The sequence below is a fragment of the Flavobacterium yafengii genome, assembly GCF_030010375.1.
GTDB lineage: Bacteria > Bacteroidota > Bacteroidia > Flavobacteriales > Flavobacteriaceae > Flavobacterium > Flavobacterium yafengii.
In genome coordinates this window covers 181,765-205,049 of record NZ_JASCRY010000003.1, presented here as the reverse complement: position 1 = coordinate 205,049, position 23,285 = coordinate 181,765, and the positions used below count along the sequence as shown (strand labels likewise).

General features: G+C 31.7%; 17 protein-coding genes. 1 reads left to right on the top strand and 16 read right to left on the bottom strand.

The window, feature by feature from the left end:
- The first annotated feature begins 65 nt into the window (after window positions 1–65).
- Window positions 66–1,997, top strand: coding sequence for an amino acid permease (locus QLS97_RS11235; protein WP_282716741.1), 1,932 nt, complete (start codon window positions 66–68; stop codon window positions 1,995–1,997).
- A gap of 217 nt (window positions 1,998–2,214) precedes the next feature.
- Here the strand turns inward: QLS97_RS11235 and QLS97_RS11230 are convergent, their stop codons facing one another.
- The 16 genes from QLS97_RS11230 to QLS97_RS11155 all read right to left on the bottom strand — a co-directional run bounded on the left by QLS97_RS11230 (window position 2,215) and on the right by QLS97_RS11155 (window position 23,283).
- On the bottom strand, window positions 2,215–3,066 hold the full coding sequence (locus tag QLS97_RS11230) for an EamA family transporter (protein WP_282716740.1): 852 nt from the start codon (window positions 3,064–3,066) through the stop codon (window positions 2,215–2,217).
- 458 nt (window positions 3,067–3,524) lie between these two features.
- Entirely contained in the window at window positions 3,525–4,259 is a 735-nt protein-coding gene (locus QLS97_RS11225) for a hypothetical protein (RefSeq protein ID WP_282716739.1), read from the bottom strand.
- Between the two features lies 1 nt (window position 4,260).
- A complete protein-coding gene (locus QLS97_RS11220; protein WP_282716738.1) occupies window positions 4,261–5,424 on the bottom strand; it encodes a hypothetical protein in 1,164 nt (387 codons plus the stop codon).
- Window positions 5,425–5,473: 49 nt separating this feature from the next.
- A complete protein-coding gene (locus tag QLS97_RS11215; protein WP_282716737.1) occupies window positions 5,474–6,277 on the bottom strand; it encodes a hypothetical protein in 804 nt (267 codons plus the stop codon).
- 509 nt (window positions 6,278–6,786) lie between these two features.
- Entirely contained in the window at window positions 6,787–7,974 is a 1,188-nt protein-coding gene (locus QLS97_RS11210; RefSeq protein WP_282716736.1) for a HEPN-associated N-terminal domain-containing protein, read from the bottom strand.
- A gap of 4 nt (window positions 7,975–7,978) precedes the next feature.
- Complete coding sequence (locus QLS97_RS11205) at window positions 7,979–8,890, bottom strand: hypothetical protein (RefSeq protein WP_282716735.1); 912 nt, start codon at window positions 8,888–8,890, stop codon at window positions 7,979–7,981.
- 26 nt (window positions 8,891–8,916) lie between these two features.
- A complete protein-coding gene (locus tag QLS97_RS11200) occupies window positions 8,917–9,375 on the bottom strand; it encodes a hypothetical protein (RefSeq protein WP_282716734.1) in 459 nt (152 codons plus the stop codon).
- Between the two features lie 7 nt (window positions 9,376–9,382).
- Window positions 9,383–11,461 (bottom strand): hypothetical protein, encoded by a 2,079-nt coding sequence (locus QLS97_RS11195; RefSeq protein ID WP_282716733.1) that lies wholly within the window; start codon window positions 11,459–11,461, stop codon window positions 9,383–9,385.
- A gap of 84 nt (window positions 11,462–11,545) precedes the next feature.
- Complete coding sequence (locus tag QLS97_RS11190) at window positions 11,546–13,447, bottom strand: hypothetical protein (protein WP_282716732.1); 1,902 nt, start codon at window positions 13,445–13,447, stop codon at window positions 11,546–11,548.
- Window positions 13,444–14,361, bottom strand: coding sequence for a hypothetical protein (locus tag QLS97_RS11185; RefSeq protein ID WP_282716730.1), 918 nt, complete (start codon window positions 14,359–14,361; stop codon window positions 13,444–13,446). The genes QLS97_RS11190 and QLS97_RS11185 overlap by 4 nt, the downstream gene beginning before the upstream one ends.
- Before the next feature lie 37 nt (window positions 14,362–14,398).
- Complete coding sequence (proA, locus tag QLS97_RS11180) at window positions 14,399–19,042, bottom strand: anti-phage protein ProA (protein ID WP_282716729.1); 4,644 nt, start codon at window positions 19,040–19,042, stop codon at window positions 14,399–14,401.
- An 85-nt stretch (window positions 19,043–19,127) separates the two neighbouring features.
- The gene (locus QLS97_RS11175) at window positions 19,128–19,997 is read right to left on the bottom strand and encodes a hypothetical protein (RefSeq protein ID WP_282716728.1); all 870 of its coding nucleotides are present in this window, start codon (window positions 19,995–19,997) and stop codon (window positions 19,128–19,130) included.
- 269 nt (window positions 19,998–20,266) lie between these two features.
- On the bottom strand, window positions 20,267–21,271 hold the full coding sequence (locus QLS97_RS11170; RefSeq protein WP_282716727.1) for a nucleotidyl transferase AbiEii/AbiGii toxin family protein: 1,005 nt from the start codon (window positions 21,269–21,271) through the stop codon (window positions 20,267–20,269).
- On the bottom strand, window positions 21,268–21,993 hold the full coding sequence (locus QLS97_RS11165; protein ID WP_282716726.1) for a type IV toxin-antitoxin system AbiEi family antitoxin domain-containing protein: 726 nt from the start codon (window positions 21,991–21,993) through the stop codon (window positions 21,268–21,270). Before QLS97_RS11165 ends, QLS97_RS11170 begins: the two co-directional genes overlap by 4 nt.
- A 151-nt stretch (window positions 21,994–22,144) precedes the next feature.
- The gene (locus QLS97_RS11160; RefSeq protein ID WP_282716725.1) at window positions 22,145–22,921 is read right to left on the bottom strand and encodes an HNH endonuclease; all 777 of its coding nucleotides are present in this window, start codon (window positions 22,919–22,921) and stop codon (window positions 22,145–22,147) included.
- A gap of 56 nt (window positions 22,922–22,977) precedes the next feature.
- Entirely contained in the window at window positions 22,978–23,283 is a 306-nt protein-coding gene (locus tag QLS97_RS11155; protein ID WP_282716723.1) for a hypothetical protein, read from the bottom strand.
- Between the last annotated feature and the right edge of the window lie 2 nt (window positions 23,284–23,285).

Sequence of the window (23,285 nt, the reverse complement as noted above, 5' to 3'; positions counted from 1 at the left end):
CATAATATCTAACATAAAAACATATAATTTACAGTATATTAATTTTTAATGATAAAATTTACAATATGGCGTTAAAAGGTTTATTCAGAAAAAAGACAGTACAAGATATTTTAAAACAAGTTGAGAAAAATAATAGTGATGGACATAATGCTTTAGGTAAACATTTGACTGCACGAGATTTGACCGCTTTTGGAATCGCTGCAATTGTAGGAGCAGGTATTTTTAGTACCATTGGAAAAGCAAGTGCCGATGGAGGTCCTGCAGTTATCTTTTTATTCTTATTCACTGCTATCGCGTGTAGTTTTGCTGCTTTTGCTTATGCTGAATTTGCCTCAATGGTTCCCGTTTCCGGAAGTGCTTATACGTATTCGTATGTTGCTTTTGGTGAAATTATAGCCTGGATTATTGGTTGGGCCTTGATTATGGAATATTCTGTGGGTAATATAACGGTCGCTATATCGTGGAGTGATTATTTTACAAGTTTACTCGAAAGTGGAGGTCTTCATTTACCACAATGGGTTCAAATGGATTTTTTATCCGCCTCCAGAGGATTCGATGATGCTACTGCACTGATGCAAGGTGGAAAAGAATATGCGAACTTAAGTCCTGCTTTGCAAGATGCTTATACCGCTTGGACGACTTCACCAGTTATTGGTTCATTTCATTTTGTAGCAGATCTTCCTGCATTATTGATTATCGTTTTAATCACAGCATTGATTTATCGAGGGATGAAAGAGTCCCGAAATGCGAGTAATATCATGGTGGTTGTAAAATTATGTATTGTCCTTTTGGTCATTGCAGTAGGGGTATTTTATGTAGATACCGCTAATTGGGATCCATTTGCACCAAACGGAGTAACAGGAGTTTTAAAAGGAGTATCCGCAGTGTTTTTTGCTTATATTGGGTTTGATGCTATTTCAACAACAGCTGAAGAGTGTAAAGATCCGCAACGTGATTTGCCAAGAGGAATGATGTGGGCTATTATTATATGTACCATTTTATATATTGCTATAGCATTGGTATTAACAGGAATGGTGCGTTATGATCTATTGAATGTAGGTGATCCATTAGCTTTTGTATTTGAAAAATTAGACCTGAAATGGATGTCAGGAATTATAGCTGTAAGTGCAGTAGTGGCTATGGCTAGTGTTTTATTGGTTTTCCAAATGGGACAGCCTCGTATCTGGATGAGTATGAGTCGTGATGGATTGTTGCCAAAACGTTTCTCAAAAGTACACCCAAAATATAAAACTCCTTCTTATGCGACAATTGTTACTGGTTTTGTAGTAGCGGTTCCAGCTTTGTTTTTGAACCTAACATTGGTTACGGACTTGTGTAGTATTGGGACTTTATTCGCATTTGTATTGGTTTGTGCTGGTGTTTTAGTTTTACAAAACAGAACGGATATTCCTCGTGGAAAATTTAAAACCCCATACGTGAATTCAAAATTTATTATGCCAGTTTTACTTCTTATTGGATTGGTATTTGCTTTTGGATACAACAAGAAAGCGACTATGGATTTTATTACCAATGAAACTCAAATCAACAATTCTGCGGATATTATCACATCGTTAAACAAAGAAGAAACCCAAAAAGTATACGACTATTTAGTACGTATCGATGCTAAAAACAGTACAGATGAAACTCCAGATTTAGAACTTTTATTAAGTCAATACCAACAAGATGATGCGAAATATACTTCAGTAATTGCTGGTTTGCCAATTGCGGATACTGTTAAATATGAAAGTGGCTTTGGCTTGTTTAAACATAAAATTCCAATGTGGATTTTTCTAATTGTTTTGGCTGGATTGATGGTTTGGTCTTACAAAGAAAATTTATCTTTAATCCCATTATTAGGTTTGATTTGTTGTTTGTATATGATGGCGGAACTTAGTGTTTGGAACTGGATTTATTTTGGGGTTTGGCTTTTAATTGGTTTAGTAATCTATTTTAGCTTTAGCCGTAAAAACAGTAAGTTGAATAGTATAGAAATTTAAAAAAAAATAAACACTTTATATAAAAACCGTCTCGTTAAAACTGGACGGTTTTTTTGTGCTCTTTAGTCAAGCGCTTAAAAAGGTATTAAAAACAAAAATCATTAAAGTCAATAAACAGACTGTTTTTTCAGCTGTTTGATAAGTTTATAATGGCGTAAGAGAAGAAATATTTAATGAATGAGATTACAGTTTATCAGTAAGCTTGTAAATCTTATTTTCAGTGTTGTGAAAGCACGATTAAGACAATCGCTATTAAAGCTAAAAACAACCCTACAAGATTCATGTTACTCAGTTTTTCTTTAAAGATTAAAATGCCTACAAGACTGCCAATGATAATCACTCCCATATTCATACCCGCAAAAACGGTTGAGGGACTTTTTGAAAATTCCTGATGTGCTTTAAGGTAGAAAAGTATATTTCCAAAGTTGAAAATACCGACTAAACCCCCAAAAAGAATATTACGGATATTTAAAGTTACTTTTTTAAAAATTATTTCATAAGCAACCACAGTTATCATGATAGTCATCGCTATTCCCAAGATGACAAATAATGAAGTGGTGTAAGGGAGACTGGTATATGTGGCAATTTGTTTGAAGAGAATGTCTATCACTCCAAAGCCAATCAAAACTACAGCTGGATAACCCCATTTATTTTTAGTGTTTTCGGTGTTTTTAGTAAGAATAAGCAACAGTGCCGGTATTGCCAATACGAAAGCCAAAATTTTCAGGATATTGAATTCTTCTTTGAATAGTAGCCAAGCCGCAAGAATAGGAATAAATAGGGAGAGTCTTTGGGCAGCGTCGGTTTTTACAATTCCCATGTGTTTAATGGATGCCGCCAAAAAAAGAAAAATGGAAGGCAATAAAATACCAATGGTTATATAGAGCCACCAAGGTGCTGTAGTATCAACGGTGTTTAAATCTGGGATGAATGACAGGTAGCAAAGTATACATGCAAACACATAATTCCAAGTGACTATTTGAGTGTGGCTGATGGTATATTTACGTGCGACTTTAAATATCACGCCCACGGTTACACTGCAAATAATACTTAAGATTAGAAATAACATAGATTTATATATTTATGCTGTAAAATTACTATTTATATGTTTGGATTGCATATCCATCCTCTGAAAAGGAATCATATTTGTTTTTTGATTTACTTTTTTTTAAATTGGCAGTACTAACTGGAGTAAGAGTACTGGGTTATAAACATAAAAAAAACCCCAACTTTTGTTGGGGTTTTGTGACCCTGACGGGACAATTTTCGAACCTTTTTTTAAAAGATTTGAAGCTTTTGAGTATGCAATCATTTGTGTAATAAAGCCAATGAAAAAGTTAAGTTTACTCTTAACGGCATATTCACTTTAACTTAGTATATCCAGGTAGTCAATATCACTAGAATTTGCAGTGATTCTAAAGTACAAGATACAATTTGAATTCCAGTTGCAAAGCACAAAAAATTAAAAAAATTATAAAAATCATAAAAAAAATCCTGCTGTTGATATGAGCAGGATATTTTGATTTATTATTTTAGTTTTTTAAAGTATGTTAAATAACTGTCATAATTCTTAATTTCTACTTCGTTTATTGACATACTAAAAGTAGATTTTGGATATAAAAGTGTGTCATTATTATAACGGCGAGGATTATATAAAAACTCAAACTTAGCTATATCTAACTTGTTTTCTAGTACAAACTCTTTTTCAAAGAGCTGTAATGGTAATTTAGCTCCTTTGTTTGAAAAATAGACTGTTACTGTGTCAGCATAGGATACATCTTTTTTATTTAGAATAATGTATTTCCTAATTAGATTGTATTTTTTTCCATTCTTGATTTTATGTTCAGAAACTAATTTGTAATTATTAAAAACTATAATTGGTTTTAAAGGATACCCACGATTACCTAATAATGTATCAATATGAATTTTTTCATTTAAGATTTGTTTTTTTTTGTCAGAAAAATAACCAAATTCATCTGTCTTTCTAAAAACTCCCAATTGAAAATAAGTATTTTCATTCGGTAAGGAATCATTATACTCACCATCTTGTGGGAACTCATACATAATATTGTCTTTATAGGTAATGACATAATTATATGTTACATAATCAAAATAGCCATTACGATCTTTCATCCTCATTGGCCAATGCTTTGTGATTTTGAATTTTCGAATAGAATCCTTATTGATGTATTTTACAAATGAAAATGACATTAGCACTAATATCACTAAAAGAGCCAATTTGGTTAATTTTCTATTTTTCATTTTATTGATCACCATCTGCATAAGGGCTTTTTACACTAGAACTTGTATTGTTTTCTTCTTTGGTTTTGACAGCAATACCTCCACAATTTAATACTGCTTTTACATTGTAATTTATGGTTATTGTAGCTGTATTTGGACTATTAACAATAGATGAGGCATTATTTACAGTGTGAGTCACTTCAAACAAAGAATTATCGGTTGTTTGGTAAACATATTCATGTGTTAAACTTCCCCACTCCCAGTGATCTCCAACTCTATTGTGAACACCTTTATCTACAGATTGGAGTGTTATACCATAACCTCTATAAAAATTCCATGTATATCTCACAGTTCTTGAAGAACTATCATCAAATGTTACAACTGAATTAATATCTTCAGATATAGATTGTCCATATGATGAATCAAACGTACTTTCAAGATTACTACATTCATTTTCTGGATCTGTTGGATCACCGCCACCACCATCTTGACACCAAGGCCAGCTATTATTAACTGAACAATCGTAGGGATCTTCATCGGGTGGTAATTCTGGATCTGGGTCGTATTCTACCCATATACAATCATAGACCCATCTTGTGCTAGTTATGCATCGTTCTTCTCCAGCTGCTCCTACACAAACTTCATATAGCACTTCATGTTCTGAGCAAACTTCGTATCCCGCTGATTTATTAGTGGTTTTGTTTTTTGTAACGAGTTGTGTTCTTATTAATTTTTTGGCAACGATCCCTTTAGACAAAACCCATACTATACTGTATTTGTCTTTTGGTTTTTTAAAAGATACTTCGCCATCAAATTGCTTTGATTTAAAGTTACCGCTATTTATGTCTTTTATATCGCCCATAAAACTATCAGAAGGAATGTATTCTATAATGGTTTCTCTAATTTTCCCTCTTTCAAAGGTAAGCAACAATCGTTGTCGTCCATTAATTTTTCCATCTTTTGATAATGGCTTATAGGTTTTTTTATCCAAGGTAAAATTAACTTCTACAGCCTCTATATTTTCAAATGTTAATGCCGATTTCCAAATGGGTTTGATTTTGTATCTGCTTAAATCGTGTTTAAGAAAGGTAGGATTTACCTTTTTTGTGGTTTCAAGAGAACCGTTTGCAATTGAAATGGGTTCCAACCCTTCCACTTGACAAGAGTAAGTTGCAAATAATAGCAACAGCACATTTATTAATACTATTTTGGTTTTTTTCATAGTTTATAATGGTTTATTGGTTAAAAAGAGTTAAGTAAGTATTTATAAAATCTATTGAGAAATCAGCAAATGCCAATTTTTTCTTTTTTGAGTTTTTTCCATAAGGAAATACTTTTATGGTTTGATACTTTATTATTGCTTTTTCAGATTGCAAAAATCCATAATTATAAGCTGTGGCATAAAACCTAATTTTCTCATCTCTGTTTTTAAAGACAATATTTTTGTATTTATCATCAAGAACCTGCCAAAATACTTTTAAATACCGTAACTGCCATTGCAGATTTTCTAAACGATTAATTCTTTCTTTTCTAGTTTTCTTTTCATCTTTATACTGAATTACAATGGAATTGTATTTTTCTAAGTTTTCAGAATTAGCAACAAATTTTTCCAAATCTTCCACAAAAGAGGGCTTCATCTGGAAATATCCTATCGAAAAATCAGAAGCTATTTTTCCTCCGTTGATGTATAATATTCTGTTGGAAGAAGTTTCAATCAAATCACTAAACGAGTTATACCGTAAGACCTCTGGAAATGCAATTGCTATTATTACTGCTCTTTCGTTTTTGTTTAACTCCAGATTGATAATTTGTTTTTGAGAAACTAAGAGCGAAACGGCACTTTCAATCTCGTTCCTATAATAGTCAACTGCTTTTTTATCATACTTGGTGTCAGGAATATTTAATTGTGGTATTTCAATATTCTCCTTTGTTTCTGTTGTTTTATCTTTACAATTTGTAAAAATAACAAATAGAAAAAATATGTAAAAACGGTTTTTAATTGTAGCTGTTTTATTATTTACTAAGCTAACATACAACATCTTTCAGATAAATTGTTAATTTTCTTACAATGTGTTGAAATTTATAGTCATTCCAAATAATGAAAGTACATAATTCATAAACAATCATGTCTGTTTTTCTTCATCTTTTTCAATTATGATGAACACAAACAATTTTATATTAATCCTCCAGAAATTCGTTGGATTTTCAAGATTTCCAGCCACTAAGAGAAACCCATCAGCATTTTGATAGTTTTTTTCATTTCTAACACCCTCTTTAGCCTTGGTCATCACTGCAAATAAATCAAAATGGATGTGCTAACAAAAAGCGGATATAAGGCTAAGGGTGATTTTTTAGACTAACTTTTATATATAGTCGAAACAGTGTTCGAATTAAGCAAATGATTCGAAGTTCTTATCGCCCGCCATTTTATTATTGATTTTCGTGGTCCATACGGTACCGTTTACGAATCATTTCCTACATGATTTGAAGAAGTTAAATATTACAACACAAAAGTAAAGACAGCTAAAATCCTATAAAAGTTATCAATCTATTCAAGCTTTTTAGTGAAACTATCTTCAGCATATTTACTCTTAATTTTCTCTTTACTAAGACATTTTAACTTCAATGATTTTTCGCTTTCTTCATTATCCCAAAAGAAAACTATAGCTTTATTCTTGTTGTTTTTTGAAGATGGATAAATTATCCCATCAATTTTATATTTTCGGTTTTTATTAAAAGAATATCTAAAAAACTCTGTTACAATTTGTGTAGGGACATATTCAATATGTTCTTTTCCGTCCTTCTTGATATCTTTTGTAAAATCTCTAACTAAGTCGTGTAAAAAATAAATTAGATAATAATTCTTGATTTGTCCAAAAATGCTTGGGATATTTGGAAGCTTGCAAAAATCAATTACATATTTATCTTCTTCAAGTTCTAATTCGGCAATTGTTACATATTTATTTTTTTTATCTTCTCTGCTAATAGTCTCCAAAATTGCTGTCTCTTTATCAAATGCCGAGTAAAGCATTGAAATGCCTGAAGGACTAAATCTATTAGGATAAATAGCTTTTTCAATCGGAGGAGAAATCATTTCTTTTATTCCGTTAATTATTTTTTTTGAGTCGTGCTGGCGACATCTATAAATTTTTGACTCTTTAAGAACTTTACGGATTAAATTTAAGGAAACTATTAATCTACCAACTTCATTAAGAATTTTGTATATATTTTTATATTCATTATCATCTCCCGGACTAAATAAAAATCTTGATTTATGCTTAACTATGTTTTTAAAATGCGTCCATTGTGACATCAGTTCATCTCCTTCGTTGTCATAGTATAAGTCAGGTTTTGCCCAAGCTATTTCCTCTATAGAATTTACAATGTCTTCAATAAGTTCAAATGGCTCAGCTTCTAATTTTATAAATTCTTGGATTAATTCATCAGCCGTGTAAGTCGATCCTAAGTAACCGCCCTCTTGAGAGTTATAGCCCATAAAGTTTGCGGCATCTTCATAATAATTAGATATGCCTGCCATAATAAAAGTCATTAAATCTTCAAGCTCAATTACTTTTAAATTTTTTTGGCAATAATCGCAAAACCCATTATCATAATTTTGTCTGATAAACTTTTTAATATCTTTATCCTCAAAGTGCTTTACGCATACTTTTTTATCAGGGACATTACCAATGTGTCTATCATTTAGTTCCATCCACCTTTGCTTTGCCTGTCCCATTGTTTTAGCTAAATATTTGCCACAAAATACCTGTGATTGTTACGATTCCTACTATCAGAGCAATAACAACATTAGCTTTAGACCAGTTTGAATCGGTTTGTTGCGTTTCGCCTTTTATAGTTTGCTTCCTAATTTTTGACTTTTTATTAATTATTAGGTTGCCACTATTTACAATAGTTTCCTTTGAGTTTTTTTTCACGTTCACACCTTGTTCTTTTAAATAGTCCATAAAATTGTTTCCTTCATTTTCAAACCATTTTAGAAATTCAGGAATATTGTCCTTGCTAAAATCAGGGATGGTTTGAAAATCTCCATCTTCAATGACAAAGTCTCCATCTTTAATTTGTAAATCAAAATCATGGGATTCATTAAACCACTTTTTGAAATACTTTCTTACAGTTGACTTGTCTAAATTTATAAGACCTTTTTCAATTATCATATCAAGAAAAAAATCTGCTTCGTCTTCTCTTTTTTCAAGACGTTGGTCATAATATTTGCTCCATTCTTTTTCACTCAACAATGGATTATCTTTAATTTCCTTTTCTTGGTCAACAAGAAGAGATACTTCATTGATAAGAGATTTTATTAGGCTCTTTAAATCAAAAATTCCCTTTTTCCAAGCTGATTTTGTATGCTCTCTATCAGTAGTAACAATTTTAAAATTGCCTATTTTAGTATCAAAATCAATTTCATTCCAAGGTTGGATGTAATCTTGCCTACCAGGGAACTTAACATTAATAAAAGCTGCAACCTCTTTTAATATATCATCGAGTTTTTGATAAGTATCTAAAAGCAAATCCTTATCATTCTCGGTTAGGTTGTAACCAATTGGTGCCGCCCTCAAATGGAGTATCTCAGGTAAATTATCTGTACGATTTAAAAGATTGTCAAGTATATCTAAATCTCGTTGTGTCATTATTTTTAAAAATTTTGTAAAACATTTTATTCCAATTCTTTAATTCTTGAGCTTTCAATATCAGAGTAATTTCCCCACTCACCTTGATTTATTGAATATAGATTAGAATCCAATAAATTCTGTGATTCGTCTATAAGTATTTTTTTTACTTCATTGGAATCAAGAATTTCTAAAAAAGAGTCATCAGTAATACTTATATTGCCGAATTGTTTTGCAATCGCTTTTCCATAGGGATAATTAATAGTTTCTTTATCAATAGTTCCTATTACATATTCACCAATATAACCACATTTTTGTAATGAAATTTTTCTTGGTAAAGAATCATCTATCGCCTGTAAAAAGAATTCTTCTACAGATAAAATCGCATCGCTTGAATTTATTATTGAACTTGCACCAAGAAGAAAAGGAATAGTTAATCCGTTTTCAAAATAGTTGTTATCGTCAAAATGACATAAAACTTTGAACCAAAGAGGGTAATCTTCCATAGTCTTTTTATCTAATAAATTCCTCATCTGTACAGAAAAAACCTGCCAACTTAATTTTTTCGATTACCATCGTAACATCATTGTCTAAATATTTAGAAGTGTCGGATGTGAAGTAATCAGAACCTGTTTTAGAGCAAGTAGCTTTTTTTATAATTCCCATATATGAAGGGAAAATGAATTTATCTTTGATTAATTTATCTAATTCTGTATCAGCTTTTGCCTTTATTTCAAAATAACTTTCATCTTCGTCATTTGGGAATGAAATCATTTCATGCGCAATTGCTTTTCGCTTAATATGAAACACACCATCATTTTTTAATAACTGTGTAAAGTCTTTTTCTAAGTAATTATAATTTTCATATATCCATTTTCTTTGCTTAATTAACCACTGTCTAAAATTCTCGTAATCTATTGGGATAATCTGAAATTCATTTAACCACTTAGCAATCTCGGAAGACTTACCAAATACAGATAGCCGAACTTCAAAATCTTCCATTTCCCAAGCTATTGTAAAGGAAATAGTTTTATTTAACGTTCTATTTTGAATTTCAAAAATCGTTTTAAAGGCTTCTATAGTATTTTGTAATAATCTTTCTGTATCTTCAGAAGCGTGTAAAATAGTTGGGTAGTTAGTGTAAAAATCAAATGGTTTTAGGAAATTAATTTCAACAGGGTAATCCATTTTGCTCCCAGTTCTTTTCAGATACTTATCAATTTCAATAATATCATATTCTAGGACATTTATATATTCACCATTTTGAAATTTTATTATGTCAGGATGAATTATTTTTCTCTGAAAAGAACTATACTCAGAACTCTTAGGATGATAAGATGTGAATAGTCTAATGCCATCTTCTGTATTAATTTTATTAGGAATGTATTCTGTTAGCTGATCTTGAACTTTAGCAGAGTTTTTTACACTATCATATTCTTCTTTTGCACCGAAATATTCAAATAATAATGGATTTCCTTTGTAATAAAGGAGACATAACTTTTTCCACTCGGCAAGTCCTAATTTTCCGTCTATTCTAAAAAGTTTTGTGTATTCAGTATTTTTCCCTGCTTTATTAATGTTTGTCTCCCATCTACTCATAATCTGGTCTCCCGAGTACATTCTTACAGCTCCATCAAAATGATTAAATTCCTTTTTGGTACTATCATATATGGAGTGTATATACCTACAGCCATATGAATCCGTATCAATACCTAATGAAGGCTTTTCTCTAATTTCTTCAATCTCCAGAGTTTTTTCATTTTCATCAGTTTTCCACCAGAATTCAGTTCCTAAAACACCATTAAAGAATTTTTGTTCTTCATTACATTCATATCTCGTAACTTGGTCAGGAAGACTTGAAATATCATCATTAAATTTTGGTCCCCACCAATAATCAAATTCCAAAACTCCTTGATAAGTTTTTGATAATCCAATTAAATTACGGTCAATGGCTATTCTTAATCTTATTTCCTTATTGGAATTCATCTGTATAAACTCATCAATAAAATATGTATTATAATTGTTTATTAGAGAAAGATTTCGTTTGAAAAATTGATGACAGAATATACAAAAATCATTACTCTTACTTTTGAAAATTCCTGAACCTACATATTCAAAATCGACTAAAATATCATCCAAAAAAATCAATCCAGATTTGTCTAAATTTTCAAACAATTTCGGAAACTCTTTTTCTGCAATGTTAGAGAGATTATAGGCTACACAACCTTTGTGAATAAACTTCCCTTCATTTGAAAAATTGTCTTTAAGAAGCACTTTGAATTCGTCAATATATTCTTTACAGGCTTCATGATTAATGAATTGCCAATAGTCTTGTATTTTGGGATAAATAATATTTCTATCTTCTTCATTGTCACAAATATGAAAGTTCCCAACAGTTTTACTAATTTTAGGTTCAATGAGTATTCCAAATGGAAATATCCACCCTGCTGGTCTATGAAAATCATGGTCTATTAATGACGGCATCCCCTTAATTGCAGTTTCTCCGATACTCTTTTCAAGAGCTTCAAATGCTATTACATATCCATCTCTATTCAACGAGTCAGAACTTAATATTCCTAAATAACTGTGCATAAACTAAGCTTTTGAATTTTGTTGGGATCAATATGATTTTAATCTATTTAGCGCATGTTTTAGAACTTCATCTAATATCGATGATTATCTCTTTTTGATTGGCTTTTCAACTCCTGAAATACCAACATCTTTTTTGGTATAATAATTCTCTATTTCATCACGATATGAATGAATGAATATTTTTTCGCTGTCTTTTTCGTCCGGCAACGGAAATTTGTTTTCAAGGAAAAAACCTAAAATATCAATTTCGTCTTGGAATTCCACATCATTTCTTTCATAAAGTTTTAATCTGTTATCGATGTAATCTTGAAAGTCATTTTCATTTTCAATTAAATCTGCAAAAATCATTAGGTCATATAATGAAACAATCCAAGCCCATTTATAGTCAGCACTCAATACACCTGTTTCAATTAAATATTTCAGGTTAACAGAGACAGTTGATAAATGCTCGAACATTACCGAAATTTTGATAAACTTGTAATCTTTTGTTTTATCAATACTTAAAATATTTTGTGTTGCATTTGCGATATATCTAAATTCAGGGGACTCATTTTCCTTTATGAATTTTTCAGCTCTATGGCATTGGTATGAGCCTTCATTAACTGTTTCTTCTAATCTATCCTTCAGTCCTAAGATTGCACCTCTTTTATGTTTTTTATTTAACTCTCCAGCCTTAACCTCTATTATGTAAATCGTATCATGTCCAATGCCCAAAATATCCAATTCAGGTTCTTTAGCTAGACCATCTTCAATTATATTATACTTTAACGAATGATAAAATTGAACTGTCGGGAGGAATTTTTCAAAAAGCAATTTTGTTTTTCTTTCAATGTAGTTATCACGTGAATTTGCAAATGAATTTCCTTTAAACGAATGTTCATAATAAACTGGGTCTGCTACTTGCAATAGATTAGCTGTTAGGTTAAAGATATTCCTAAAAGGAAGGCTTAATGAGAAGCAATAAAATTTTTCACCCACTTTAATCAATGGTTTTGTCTGAGTAACTGAATCACCAAGAATAAAACCGCCAAATTTACCTTTCAAGAAATCTGAATTGTCCCCAAAATTATGAGATAATAAATTAAAAATTTTTACTTCTTTCTCAGTTTTCGGAACAACCCAAAACAGTCTATTGTAGCCCTCGACATAATCTAATGGGAGCATTGAGAGGTTTTCAGGATTTCTTTCATCAAATAAGTCGAGATTATCCGATAAGAATTGTTGAATGAAATGTTTTCCAGTTTTTATCATTTCTTCCATTACTGCCTCTTGTCCTTTTTCATCACTCCATTCTGTAAATCTTTGATGTGATAAATAGCCTCCGAATGCGTTCCCAATTTTAGAAGCAACTAATAAATCAAGCCTGCGTATCACATTAAATATATCCGTTGAACCAAAACCATAGTATTGTTGTAAAAATCCATCATGATATGAGAATGTTTCCTCATAAATCTCCAAAACATGAGATTGATAACCATCCCCACGAACATGCATGGCATCTTCCATTACAGCTATTTTTAAACGATGGTCAAATTCGTTACCGTCTTTTGGGTTTTCCGCTGACATTTCATAAAACCCGATGTTAGTTTTTATTTTAGCCAATTGATTTCTTATCTCCATTACATTTTCCTCAGTAGGAATAACACTTGCATTTGAGTTAGGAGACGCAGACGCAATATTCATTGCATATTCTAATATAACTTCAATTTCATCATCCTCAACAATTTTTTCTTGTTCAGCTTGCTCCATGTCGGGTCCTGTGTAGCCTTCCATTATTTGATTATGAATATTAGGGGATGCAGCAAGAAGTTTAGAACCTAATCCACCCAACACATAAATTTTGTCATACTTATTTATTAAAGTAATTGCAATATTTATTTCATCCTTGATCCAATTAAAGTATTTCTCTCTATCAGCTTTTGCTTGTTCCATAGCGTATCTCCATTGTGCTTTAAATTCCTCGTTAAAATAAATTGGCTCGTTCATCGATTATTTTTTTTGGATTTATTCTCTTTCTTTTGTTGCTGTACCTGATAAAAGTGATATGCTGCCTCAGTATATTTTGGCAACTTATATTTTACTTCTGATAAATGAAAAATATCTTCAACAGGAATAATTAACATCGCTCCATTGACAGGTTTATTATTTAGGTAATAGAAATTGTTCAATTCAATAAATAGATATTTATCATTGTTATATACAATAACAGGTTGAGCTTCTGGATTAGTTTCTGCTATTTGATGTACAATTATATCAGTATTTACTAAGTTTTTTGGTAATGCAAAAGAATTTCTAAATGAAGATGCTGTTAGCATAAAGGAAATTACAACAGCCATAAACCAAAGCCAAATAGTATGTCTTAGGATTTTTTTGTAGAACCAAGTTCTAACAATGCTGAGATTGGCAAACATCCAAGCTGCTAAAGCTAAATATAGAATAATTGTAGCGATAGGAAATAGAATAAGTATTGTAAAGAAAGAATCGGGCTTCTTTAAAATATTTGATAAGGTATAAATTTCAAATAGCAGCAATATTATATAAAGTGAAAACAAAGAAATGCATTTAATATAATTTGTTTTTGAAGTAATTTCGAGAGGCTCTTGATTAGAAGGATTATCTACTGATACCGAATTTATGTAACGGCTATAAATTATATAAAGAAATAAAAAAGTACCAATAAAGAAAATTAGTAACGTTAATATAAGTAATCCATCGCCTAATACTTGACTAGGGGAAAAGAATCGTACATAAGAAAATGACATTTGAGAAAGTTCAATAATCTGCCATATTCCGCCTAATAAAGCCGGTATAAGTAAAAGAAGACTAAGATGTTTGGATAGATACCGAATCCCTTGCTTGACTAGATTAAATATGATTTGGAGTTGTTCGAAATCATTCATATGTAAAAAGTTTAAAGTAGATTACAATTAGATATTATTATATCAATTTTATAAATTCTCCATCTTTAATAACAACATTACTTGTAATTGCATCTTCTATAGATTTTAAAATGTGATTTCGCATATCTTCTGTAACTCGCGAAAAGCCAAAAAGCTTGCTAATAAGAACTACGGCATTATCAGGTTGAATAGCAATTGAATTTTCCACTACTTTAGAGATAGCCAAGTTCATTTCTTGAGGCGATATATAGGCTAATTTTCTCGAATTAGGACTTAGGCTACTACGATCTCGTATTACTGGAATATGATCTTCTATGTGCCAAAGAAAATTATTGTACTGTTTTATTAATCCAGCCTTTACAGCATAATCTGCAGAATTGACAATTGCTGATCGAACACGGATTCCAATTTTTGAAATACCATTTGCATCGACAATTCGACGAGCCATCTCTTCAAAGTGAACGGGACTTTCAATTTTGACAACTTCTTGTATCCATAATGCCAATTTTCCTGGTGAGTAAGTATGAAGCTCTTGATGTGCAACATCAAGGGGAAGGGAAGCTGTTGTATAGCGCGGAAGTGAATTATCTATTTCTTCAGGTTCTTCTCGAATAAGATTTTTTAGTTCTTCCATTAATTCTTCCTCAAGAGCATCATTATGTTCAACTTGATTTTTAGTGTTTTCAATAGTTTCTATTAAAAGTCTTAACTCTCCTTCAGGATTGCGGAACCAATCGGTGCTCCAAACCTTAAATAATTTCCACCCCATACCTTCAAGAACTATAGTTCTTAATCTGTCTCGATCCCGAGCTGATTTTGCAGTTTCATAAGACTTACCGTCGCAGCATATTCCAAGAATATAACGTCCAGGATTATCTTTGTCCACTATAGCTAAGTCAATATAAAATCCTGCAGAACCGACTTTTTCTCTCACGGTATAACCATTGTCGCGAAGGCTTTGAACGACAATTTCCTCAAATGGCTGTGGTGTAGTTATAATTTCTTCTTTGTCACTTTCAAATTTTCCATGCTGTGCATAATAAAGAAAACTTTTTAATGCCCGAATACCAAATTTTGCATTTGGTCCAGGATTCATATCACTGGCTGTAATATTTGTAAATACTTCACATCTGCTTTTTGCCCTTGTAATTAAAACATTTAGTCTTCGTTCACCACCTTCATTATTTAGAGGGCCAAAACTCATAGGTACTTTTCCGTCTTCTGTTCTTCCGTAACCAATACTGATAAAAATGACATCTCTTTCATCTCCTTGAACATTTTCAAGATTTTTGATAAAAAGCGGTTCAGTAGGGTGGCTCCTAAAGAAACTTTCAACTTCGGGATTTTTTCTTCTTTTTATTTCAAGTGCATTTTGAATAGCCTGCATTTGAGCAGTGCTAAATGCAATGATACCAAGACTTAACTTTGGATTATTTAGAGCATGGTTAATAATAGCATCAGCGACTCTTTCAGCTTCTTTAGGGTTGGTGCGTGTTTTACCTTTGTCATAAAAAGTATCTGGCAAATGATTAAATGCCAAACCCATTTTGTTCTTAGAACCTGGACTCGGAAAAATTATTAATTTATTTTCGTAAAATTCCTGATTAGACAGGTTGATTAAGGATTCATGTCTGCTTCGGTAATGCCAACGCAACATACGCTGTGGTACTCCTTGAGCATCAAACATGCCGAGAATACTCTGCATATCAGCAGTTACATTTTCTTCGTCTTCAGTATCAGTATTTAACTTGTCAAAAAAACTTGTTGGAGGCATTTGTTTTGTATCACCAACCACCACAACTTGTCTGCCGCGTAAAATAGCCCCCAAAGCATCCACAGGACGCACTTGGCTGGCCTCGTCAAAAATAACCAGGTCGAAATCGATACTGCTTGGAGGAAGGAAATTTGCAATTGACATAGGACTCATCATTATAACAGGTTTAATTGCCTGAATTGCCAATCCTGCTTCTTGCATAAGTTTTCTAATTGGCATATGCCTGGCTTTGCGGTTGAATTCGCTTTTAAGTACATTAATTTGCCCACCACCTTCCTTTTTTGGCAAACTTTCCCAATGTATAAGTGCTACTTTGGCGCGATTATAAAACTGATTAAGTACATCAAGGCGCTTGAATTTTTCAATGACTTCTTCATGACTGGAGCGTTCAAATTTACGAAGTTCCGAACTATTAATCATTGCCTGTTCAATCAAGTATTCATACCATGTTTTTTGTACTGCAGTTTTTAGATGTGATACTGCGTCCGGCCAATTATATACTGCTCGAATTAAATAACCCGCACCTTCTTTTTCAATGTTTTCTTTCAAGACATTCCAAGATACTGCCTGATGGATTTCAGGTAATTTTCCGAGCCATTGTTTTAATGAACTTTGTTGCTTAATTAAACTTGTATCTATTATTTTATTAGCTTTTAAATCCAGTTTTTCTAAAACAGATTTTAATGAAATATTTTGCTTTTCTAAAGCATTTTCTAAGTCAATTAAAGAGTCTGCAGCAATATCAGCTTTCTCATTTTTGTTAAGAAAGGATAGAAACGTATTTGAAATTACGTTGTTCTGAATAAGAAGATGTACATTTTGTAAATATTGCACAGCTTTATTAACAGCCATCCAATCGGTACGTTTCTTTTGATAATTAACATCAAATAATCTTTGTGCTAAAGGTTCAAAAGTTTGGAAGGTTGCAGTAAGACGCTTTCCTTCCATTAAAGCATTTACGTACTCTAATTTTGTATTTAAATCTGAAGGTATTGCTGTAGTGAGCAGTGCTGACAATTTCTTTACACTATTTTTATAATCTCCTATTAAGAACTTATACCATTTACTTCCATGTACAATTAAATTCTGTCTTATTTCAAGTACATCATAATCCCAAGCCTCTGGGATGATTAAGCTATCATATTGTGTATGTAGTTCTTGCAGTCGAATTCCAGTTTCTAATAATTCAGCAATATCTGCTTGATTATTCAGCCATGCGGAATCATTTAGATTCATGGATGTGATTCCTGGATTTTCAGCTGCAGTTCTAATAGTTTTTATTAATCGTTCAACATCATTTAATTCAGTGGATGGCTCAATTTCAACATAAGTAGAAATAGAAGTGATCAGAATTATTACTTCAGTAGTATCTTTTATTGCAATTTCTAATAATTCTTTTGAAATTTCTTCATCAATGGGTAGAAAAATATTTATGCCAGTTCCATAAAACAGTAAGTTCTCCGGCTGTCCAATTTTTTCTAACCTTATCTGTATTTTTTCAGCCAGCAGTTCTACTTCTTTTATACGTGAAGAGTCCCATGAGCTAATATCTTCAATTTGTACTTTCTGAAATTTATAATCTTTATTTTGATTTGTTATTTTTAAAAGAAATCCCATCACTTCTTGTGCTGAGTAACCGCTTCTAGATATTTCAGAGTTTACTGAATTACAATATTCATTAAGCTCATTTATCAGAGGATGTAGAAATCTAATTTCTTCTTCCAAACGAGTCATGGTGGGTCTGCCTAGTTCCAATGTGCGTTTAAGTTCGTTATGCAGTTCTCTTTTGTTGGCTTTATGACTATGTAATTCTAAGCAGGCTTCTCCTAAGTTAACATTATCTAGTCGTCGCTTTACAACTTCCAATGCGGCCATTTTTTCTGCAACAAAAAGTACTTTTTTACCATTTCCAATAGCATTTGCGATAATATTTGTAATAGTCTGTGATTTACCTGTTCCCGGGGGACCTTGTATTACCATATTGCGCCCTTCATGAACTGCAAGCATTGCAATAACCTGTGAGCTATCAGCGTCTACGACTTGCATCAGCTCATCAGCGTTTGTTTCATTGTCAAGATGATGTTCTTCTCCAATTGATGGTTGAGGTTCATTAAATCCAGTATCAAACAATGATTGTAAAATACTATGATTAAAAGGTTTTTTATCATCTGGCCATTTGTCACTGTCGAGATCATGGTAAATCATAAATTTGCCAAAGGAAAAGAAGCCTAGTTCTATAGCATCTTGGTCAACTTTCCAATTTTCAATGTGGCTTATTCGTTCTTTTATAATGTTATAATATGCCTCAAGATCTATTTCTTCTTCCTCGGGAAGATCAGGAATTGTGATGCTGTAATCTACCATCATTTTTGCTTGTAATGATAGATTTGCTCCAATCTCAGTGCCGCTGTATCTTAAACGAAAACGCTCATTTGCACTAGAACGTTCCAGAACTACCGGCAGTAAAATTAATGGTGCTCTTCTTGGATCTTCGGTATTCCCCTTTTCATACCAATTTAGTATTCCTAATGCAAGATACAACATGTTGACACCTTGCTCTTCAATACTTGTTTTAGCAAAATAATAGGTGTTTAAAATTTTTGTCTGAAGCTTGGAGTCTTTTTCATTGGTTTGTAATCTTGTGTCATTATATGCATCTTGTACTTCAGGTTCGGTAAGTTCGGGCAGTTCAAATAACTCATCTTCTTCATCTTTGCCTGGACGGCCTAAAAAAGTCATTGCTTTATTCTGCCTTACTAAAATATCATATATGGATGATGATTGTTCTTGTACAATCTGTAAACCTTTTACTTTAGAAGATTTATAATTAAGTAATGTATTACGCATTCCAAGATCTAAAAGTTCTTTACGAGATGCTTCCAATTTTGGTAGAATTGATTCAGACATATATGAAGTAATTAAGTTTCCTAAGTTAGTAAATAAAACACTACAAAAAAGGGTTTTCTATATTCTTAAACTTTTAAAGCGTAATTTAAGAGATGGAATTATTATTTACTTTTTTATTAATTTGATTTATGGCAACTTTAAGAACTTGCCATGAGATTTTTGAAGTCTGCTGATCAGGAATAAAACGGTTTTTAATCTGCTCATTGGGATGTATGTAATTGCGAAAGTCTCTAAGAGAGTGACTGAATTTCTTAACATCTTCGTTAATATATCCAACTTCACAAGATACTTCTATTAAATTCAGTAGTGTCCACTCATGATGACTTTTTACTCTACCATCTTTTTTTGGAGCGGTGGCAGCTGTATTGTACATTCTAATATTTTGATTCGCTATACCACTTAATAAACCTTCCAAAGTACTTCCGCATAAAAATATAACAGAAAGGGAAGCTTCTGCAATTAAGCATTTTTTTATTTCTAAAAGTCTAATATTCAGTACTTCTGTGAGTGAATTATCAAGCTTCAAAGTGTCCAATCTTATTTCGTCGAATTCTTTTTTCAGAAAATCATCTTCTAATGAGCCTGTTTTTGTGTCCTCAAAGGATATTTTAGCTGCTTTTGCAAAGTTTATGATAGCTCCATCACGGACTACTTTCCAATTATCAAAAGCAATAAATTTATTAAAATCATCAATACATTCATCAAGTTTACTGTATCTTCCAATGAAATTTAATGGATTAAAGAGTTGAATAATACATTTGCTTAATTCTGATGTTCCATTAATTTTAGTTAATTTTTCGTCCGTGAACACCCATCTCGATGGGAAGTCTTCGCTGTATGAATCGTTAAAACCTAAATTATTGAAGAACGCAACTAATTTTGGACCAGTTCTATATTCGGTTTCCTCATTAATTAGGATTCGCAATTTTTCCAATGTTTTCTGTTGTAAAATCATATCGCTTCTTTTAGCTTTTTTTATTGAAATTATTATCTCAAATATGTATAACAGCACTAAGTTCAGAAATAATAATTTCCATTAATCATCAGTATTAGAAGTAGCAATATTAAAAACTATTCTTCTTGAAAGTTAATGAAAAATTGCTTCGATACTTGCTCTATGATTACTTATGAATTCTTTTGTTTGCAAATAACTCCAACTACTATGTGATTTTTTCTTTTATAATTAGTTAACAAAAGCTTCCTATAACTGTGATTAGGTAAATGTCATCCTATTTTCTTTTCTCCTTTTTCGGGAATTTCAATATTCCATTTTATATGCTGTAAACGCTCACTAATTTTGATTAGTGATTTTAAAATCTCTTCACTTGTGGGTTTTACTCCATACACAAGATTAAGAAATTCATTGGTATAGACTTCTTCTAGTTTTTCCCAAGTTGGATTTGTTTGACTAAAGATTATGGCTTTTTTCGGATGATTCTCTAGCCATCTATTGTTATTTTTGAAGCTTGAAACATCATCCTGTCCAACAAGTAAAAGCATTTCTTCAAACGCAGGACTTTCAAAAAAGGCTAAGATTGCAGGAGCTTTTAATAACTGATGTAAGTCGTAAGTATGTCGGATCTTATTTTGTAAATCTGTTATTGGATCTTCGGTATATGAAAAGCGAACCAAACTCATTATTTTTTCGCAAATAGTTCTATTTACATGCAATACTTGAACTTCAAAAGGTAATAAATCATGCTCTTCTGCAATTTGGAGTTGTCCCGCTGATTTCATCATTGTAAAAATATAGGATGAAATAGAGGTAGTGTAGTATGGTTCATAGCGTCCTAGCCAAGTCGCTTCAACGATAATGTTCTCTCTAACTTGTCCAAATTTTCCAGTAAACGTTTTTGGATACTGATAGGCAATTTTCCTAATCATGCCTACTTTGTTTGTAATACCCTCTTCATCAACTTCTGTTAATTTAGCACCAACAGCATTGGTTATCTTCTTCAATTTGTTTTTCAGTTGATTTCCGCTTTCTTCGTCTCTCTTCAAAACTACCAAATCAATATCTTCAGAAAAACGTTCAATTAATCCAAAACATTTTGACAGTGCTGTTCCTCCTTTGAAAATGGTTTCTGCTCCAATTGTATCCTGAAAAATGATACGTAATGCATACGTTACCCAGTAGTCTTTTTCTACATAAATAGGTAGTATTCCCATCTGTTGAGCGGTAAACTCAATTGATTGTCTAAATAGAACTTTGTTTTCGTGTAGCTTCATATTAAGTTCCAGTTTTCGGCATTTTTTAAAACAGTTTGTACTCCCGATAGTTTGTAATTAGTTATGGGATTCAGATTTTTAAGCAATATTTCCTTGAATTGAGAAACTTCCGCTTCATCTAATAGCGCACCAAGTAAAGCCCTTGTTGCAGGTGGGTATTTTTGAGCCAAGCGTACTACTGTTGCTATTTCTTTTTCCGACAACCCTTTCAATAGTGATACTAACCTTAAGCAGGCTGCTGCAATACTGCTATCAGGAATCTTCTTGATATATTTAATAGCATCTAGCAATTGTAACAACGGAATATTCTCTTTGGTGATGGTATTCTTTTGTTTTACAAACTTGATGTTGTAGCGGTCTCTATTTAAGCTTGGACGAATGTCATTTCTAGCAATTTGAATGGTATTGCTTATTTGTGTAGTCAATCCTAATTGGTTGTAGATACTATAACCCGTAAGATAGCCAATTATTCTGCCATCATCTTCTAGTAAATCTTTTACTACTTGATATTGGTTAGGTTCTAAATTTCCAAAAGGAGTGTTCTCAGGCTTGTAATACTTTCCTTTGGCTAGTTTGGCAATCTTGCCCGAAACCACCATACGATTCAATGCTTTTATCACTGCTTCTTTTTTATTCACGACTGTGGTAAAGTCAACATAGGTGAAAACATATCCTTTTGGGAAGCGATCTATGGTAGTAGCTATGTAGTCAGTGGTTTTCATGTAATTCTATTTACTACAAATATATAAAAATGTCCAGTTTGTTATATAAAAAACTGGACATTTTTAATAGTAAAATTAATTTAGGTTTTTACACATAGGTTGCTTAACTTTGAATTAATTCAAAGTTAAGCAACCTATGTTGTTTTATTTTTTAATTGTTCATGATATTCAAACTTATATCAATGTCTGTAAACTTAGATATAATATTTGCTTCTATGAAAAAATCTTTTTTCATTTCGATTGATTTACTTGCATAATTTTCAAACTCTTCTTTTGTAAAAGGAGCTATTGGAAATCCAAAAACATGACCAAGAAATTCAATCTCGGCAAATTGACTATCTAAATACAAATAGTTCATTCTACTAAAATATAAAATAGGCGTTTCGGCTTCGCTTTTAAAGAATATCATAACACCAATTTTCCTTGTAAAATATAAGACTGGTAAATCTCCTAAATTATATCTTGAAAAACTTCTTATAATATCATAACTTGACTCAAAACCTACTTTTTTCTGTCGGTTTAATTCTTCAAAATACATTTTATATAAACCTCGTTTAAAAGCCCTACAAAGTTCTAGTTGTGAAGCAAACATAAACGAAGGCTTGACTCCTAAACGAAACTTACCTTTACGTTCTTTCATTTCAAAAAATTGAGATTTAAACTCTCCAACTTTTCTTTTAGGAATACCTCCTAATAAAAAACGTTTTCTTGAAATTGAAAATGCTTCCTTCAAAGCAACTTCAATAGAGTATTTTCCATTGTGGCTATCTCTATTGCCAAAATAGTAATTGCAATCATCACAGACGTTTCTATTAAAATTTTGACCTCCTAATGATTTAGGAATAGTATGTGCTTTTTTTATAAAAGTAACTTCAGATGTTGACTTTAAGCACCAAATGCATTTTTTTTGATTTATTGAATTAGTCATTAACTTAAATGTTTTATCTTGGTCTCCTTACTTTACATTTGACCTCATGAAGTAACTTAATGTAATTTATCCTCTTCAACGGTAAAGTTTGAATTAAATGAATTATAGATTTCATCTAAAGCACCTTTAACTAATGTGATTTTTGAATCAGTTTTAAGCAATTCAAGTGAATCTTCATAAACCACTTCAACTTTTTTATTTAATTCTATTAACTCAGCAAGTTTAATTACTAGAGGATTTAATTCAATATCCCCAGAAGTCGATAAATCAAGTGAAGTAAGTGAAAGACTCCCGTCTTGAAGATCAAAATTGATAGAAATCTTATCCTCAGCGATTGTATTAGTTATTACTATATTATACATGT

Coding starts and splice junctions, on each gene's coding strand:
- QLS97_RS11170 (WP_282716727.1), bottom strand. CDS start 21,271: ATGAAGCTACACGAAAACAAAGTTCTATTTAGACAATCAATTGAGTTT.
- QLS97_RS11205 (WP_282716735.1), bottom strand. CDS start 8,890: ATGACACAACGAGATTTAGATATACTTGACAATCTTTTAAATCGTACA.
- QLS97_RS11210 (WP_282716736.1), bottom strand. CDS start 7,974: ATGGGACAGGCAAAGCAAAGGTGGATGGAACTAAATGATAGACACATT.
- QLS97_RS11235 (WP_282716741.1), top strand. CDS start 66: ATGGCGTTAAAAGGTTTATTCAGAAAAAAGACAGTACAAGATATTTTA.
- QLS97_RS11225 (WP_282716739.1), bottom strand. CDS start 4,259: ATGAAAAATAGAAAATTAACCAAATTGGCTCTTTTAGTGATATTAGTG.
- QLS97_RS11175 (WP_282716728.1), bottom strand. CDS start 19,997: ATGATTTTACAACAGAAAACATTGGAAAAATTGCGAATCCTAATTAAT.
- QLS97_RS11190 (WP_282716732.1), bottom strand. CDS start 13,447: ATGAACGAGCCAATTTATTTTAACGAGGAATTTAAAGCACAATGGAGA.
- QLS97_RS11165 (WP_282716726.1), bottom strand. CDS start 21,993: ATGAAAACCACTGACTACATAGCTACTACCATAGATCGCTTCCCAAAA.
- QLS97_RS11195 (WP_282716733.1), bottom strand. CDS start 11,461: ATGCACAGTTATTTAGGAATATTAAGTTCTGACTCGTTGAATAGAGAT.
- proA (WP_282716729.1), bottom strand. CDS start 19,042: ATGTCTGAATCAATTCTACCAAAATTGGAAGCATCTCGTAAAGAACTT.
- QLS97_RS11230 (WP_282716740.1), bottom strand. CDS start 3,066: ATGTTATTTCTAATCTTAAGTATTATTTGCAGTGTAACCGTGGGCGTG.
- QLS97_RS11200 (WP_282716734.1), bottom strand. CDS start 9,375: ATGGAAGATTACCCTCTTTGGTTCAAAGTTTTATGTCATTTTGACGAT.
- QLS97_RS11215 (WP_282716737.1), bottom strand. CDS start 6,277: ATGTTGTATGTTAGCTTAGTAAATAATAAAACAGCTACAATTAAAAAC.
- QLS97_RS11160 (WP_282716725.1), bottom strand. CDS start 22,921: ATGACTAATTCAATAAATCAAAAAAAATGCATTTGGTGCTTAAAGTCA.
- QLS97_RS11155 (WP_282716723.1), bottom strand. CDS start 23,283: ATGTATAATATAGTAATAACTAATACAATCGCTGAGGATAAGATTTCT.
- QLS97_RS11185 (WP_282716730.1), bottom strand. CDS start 14,361: ATGAATGATTTCGAACAACTCCAAATCATATTTAATCTAGTCAAGCAA.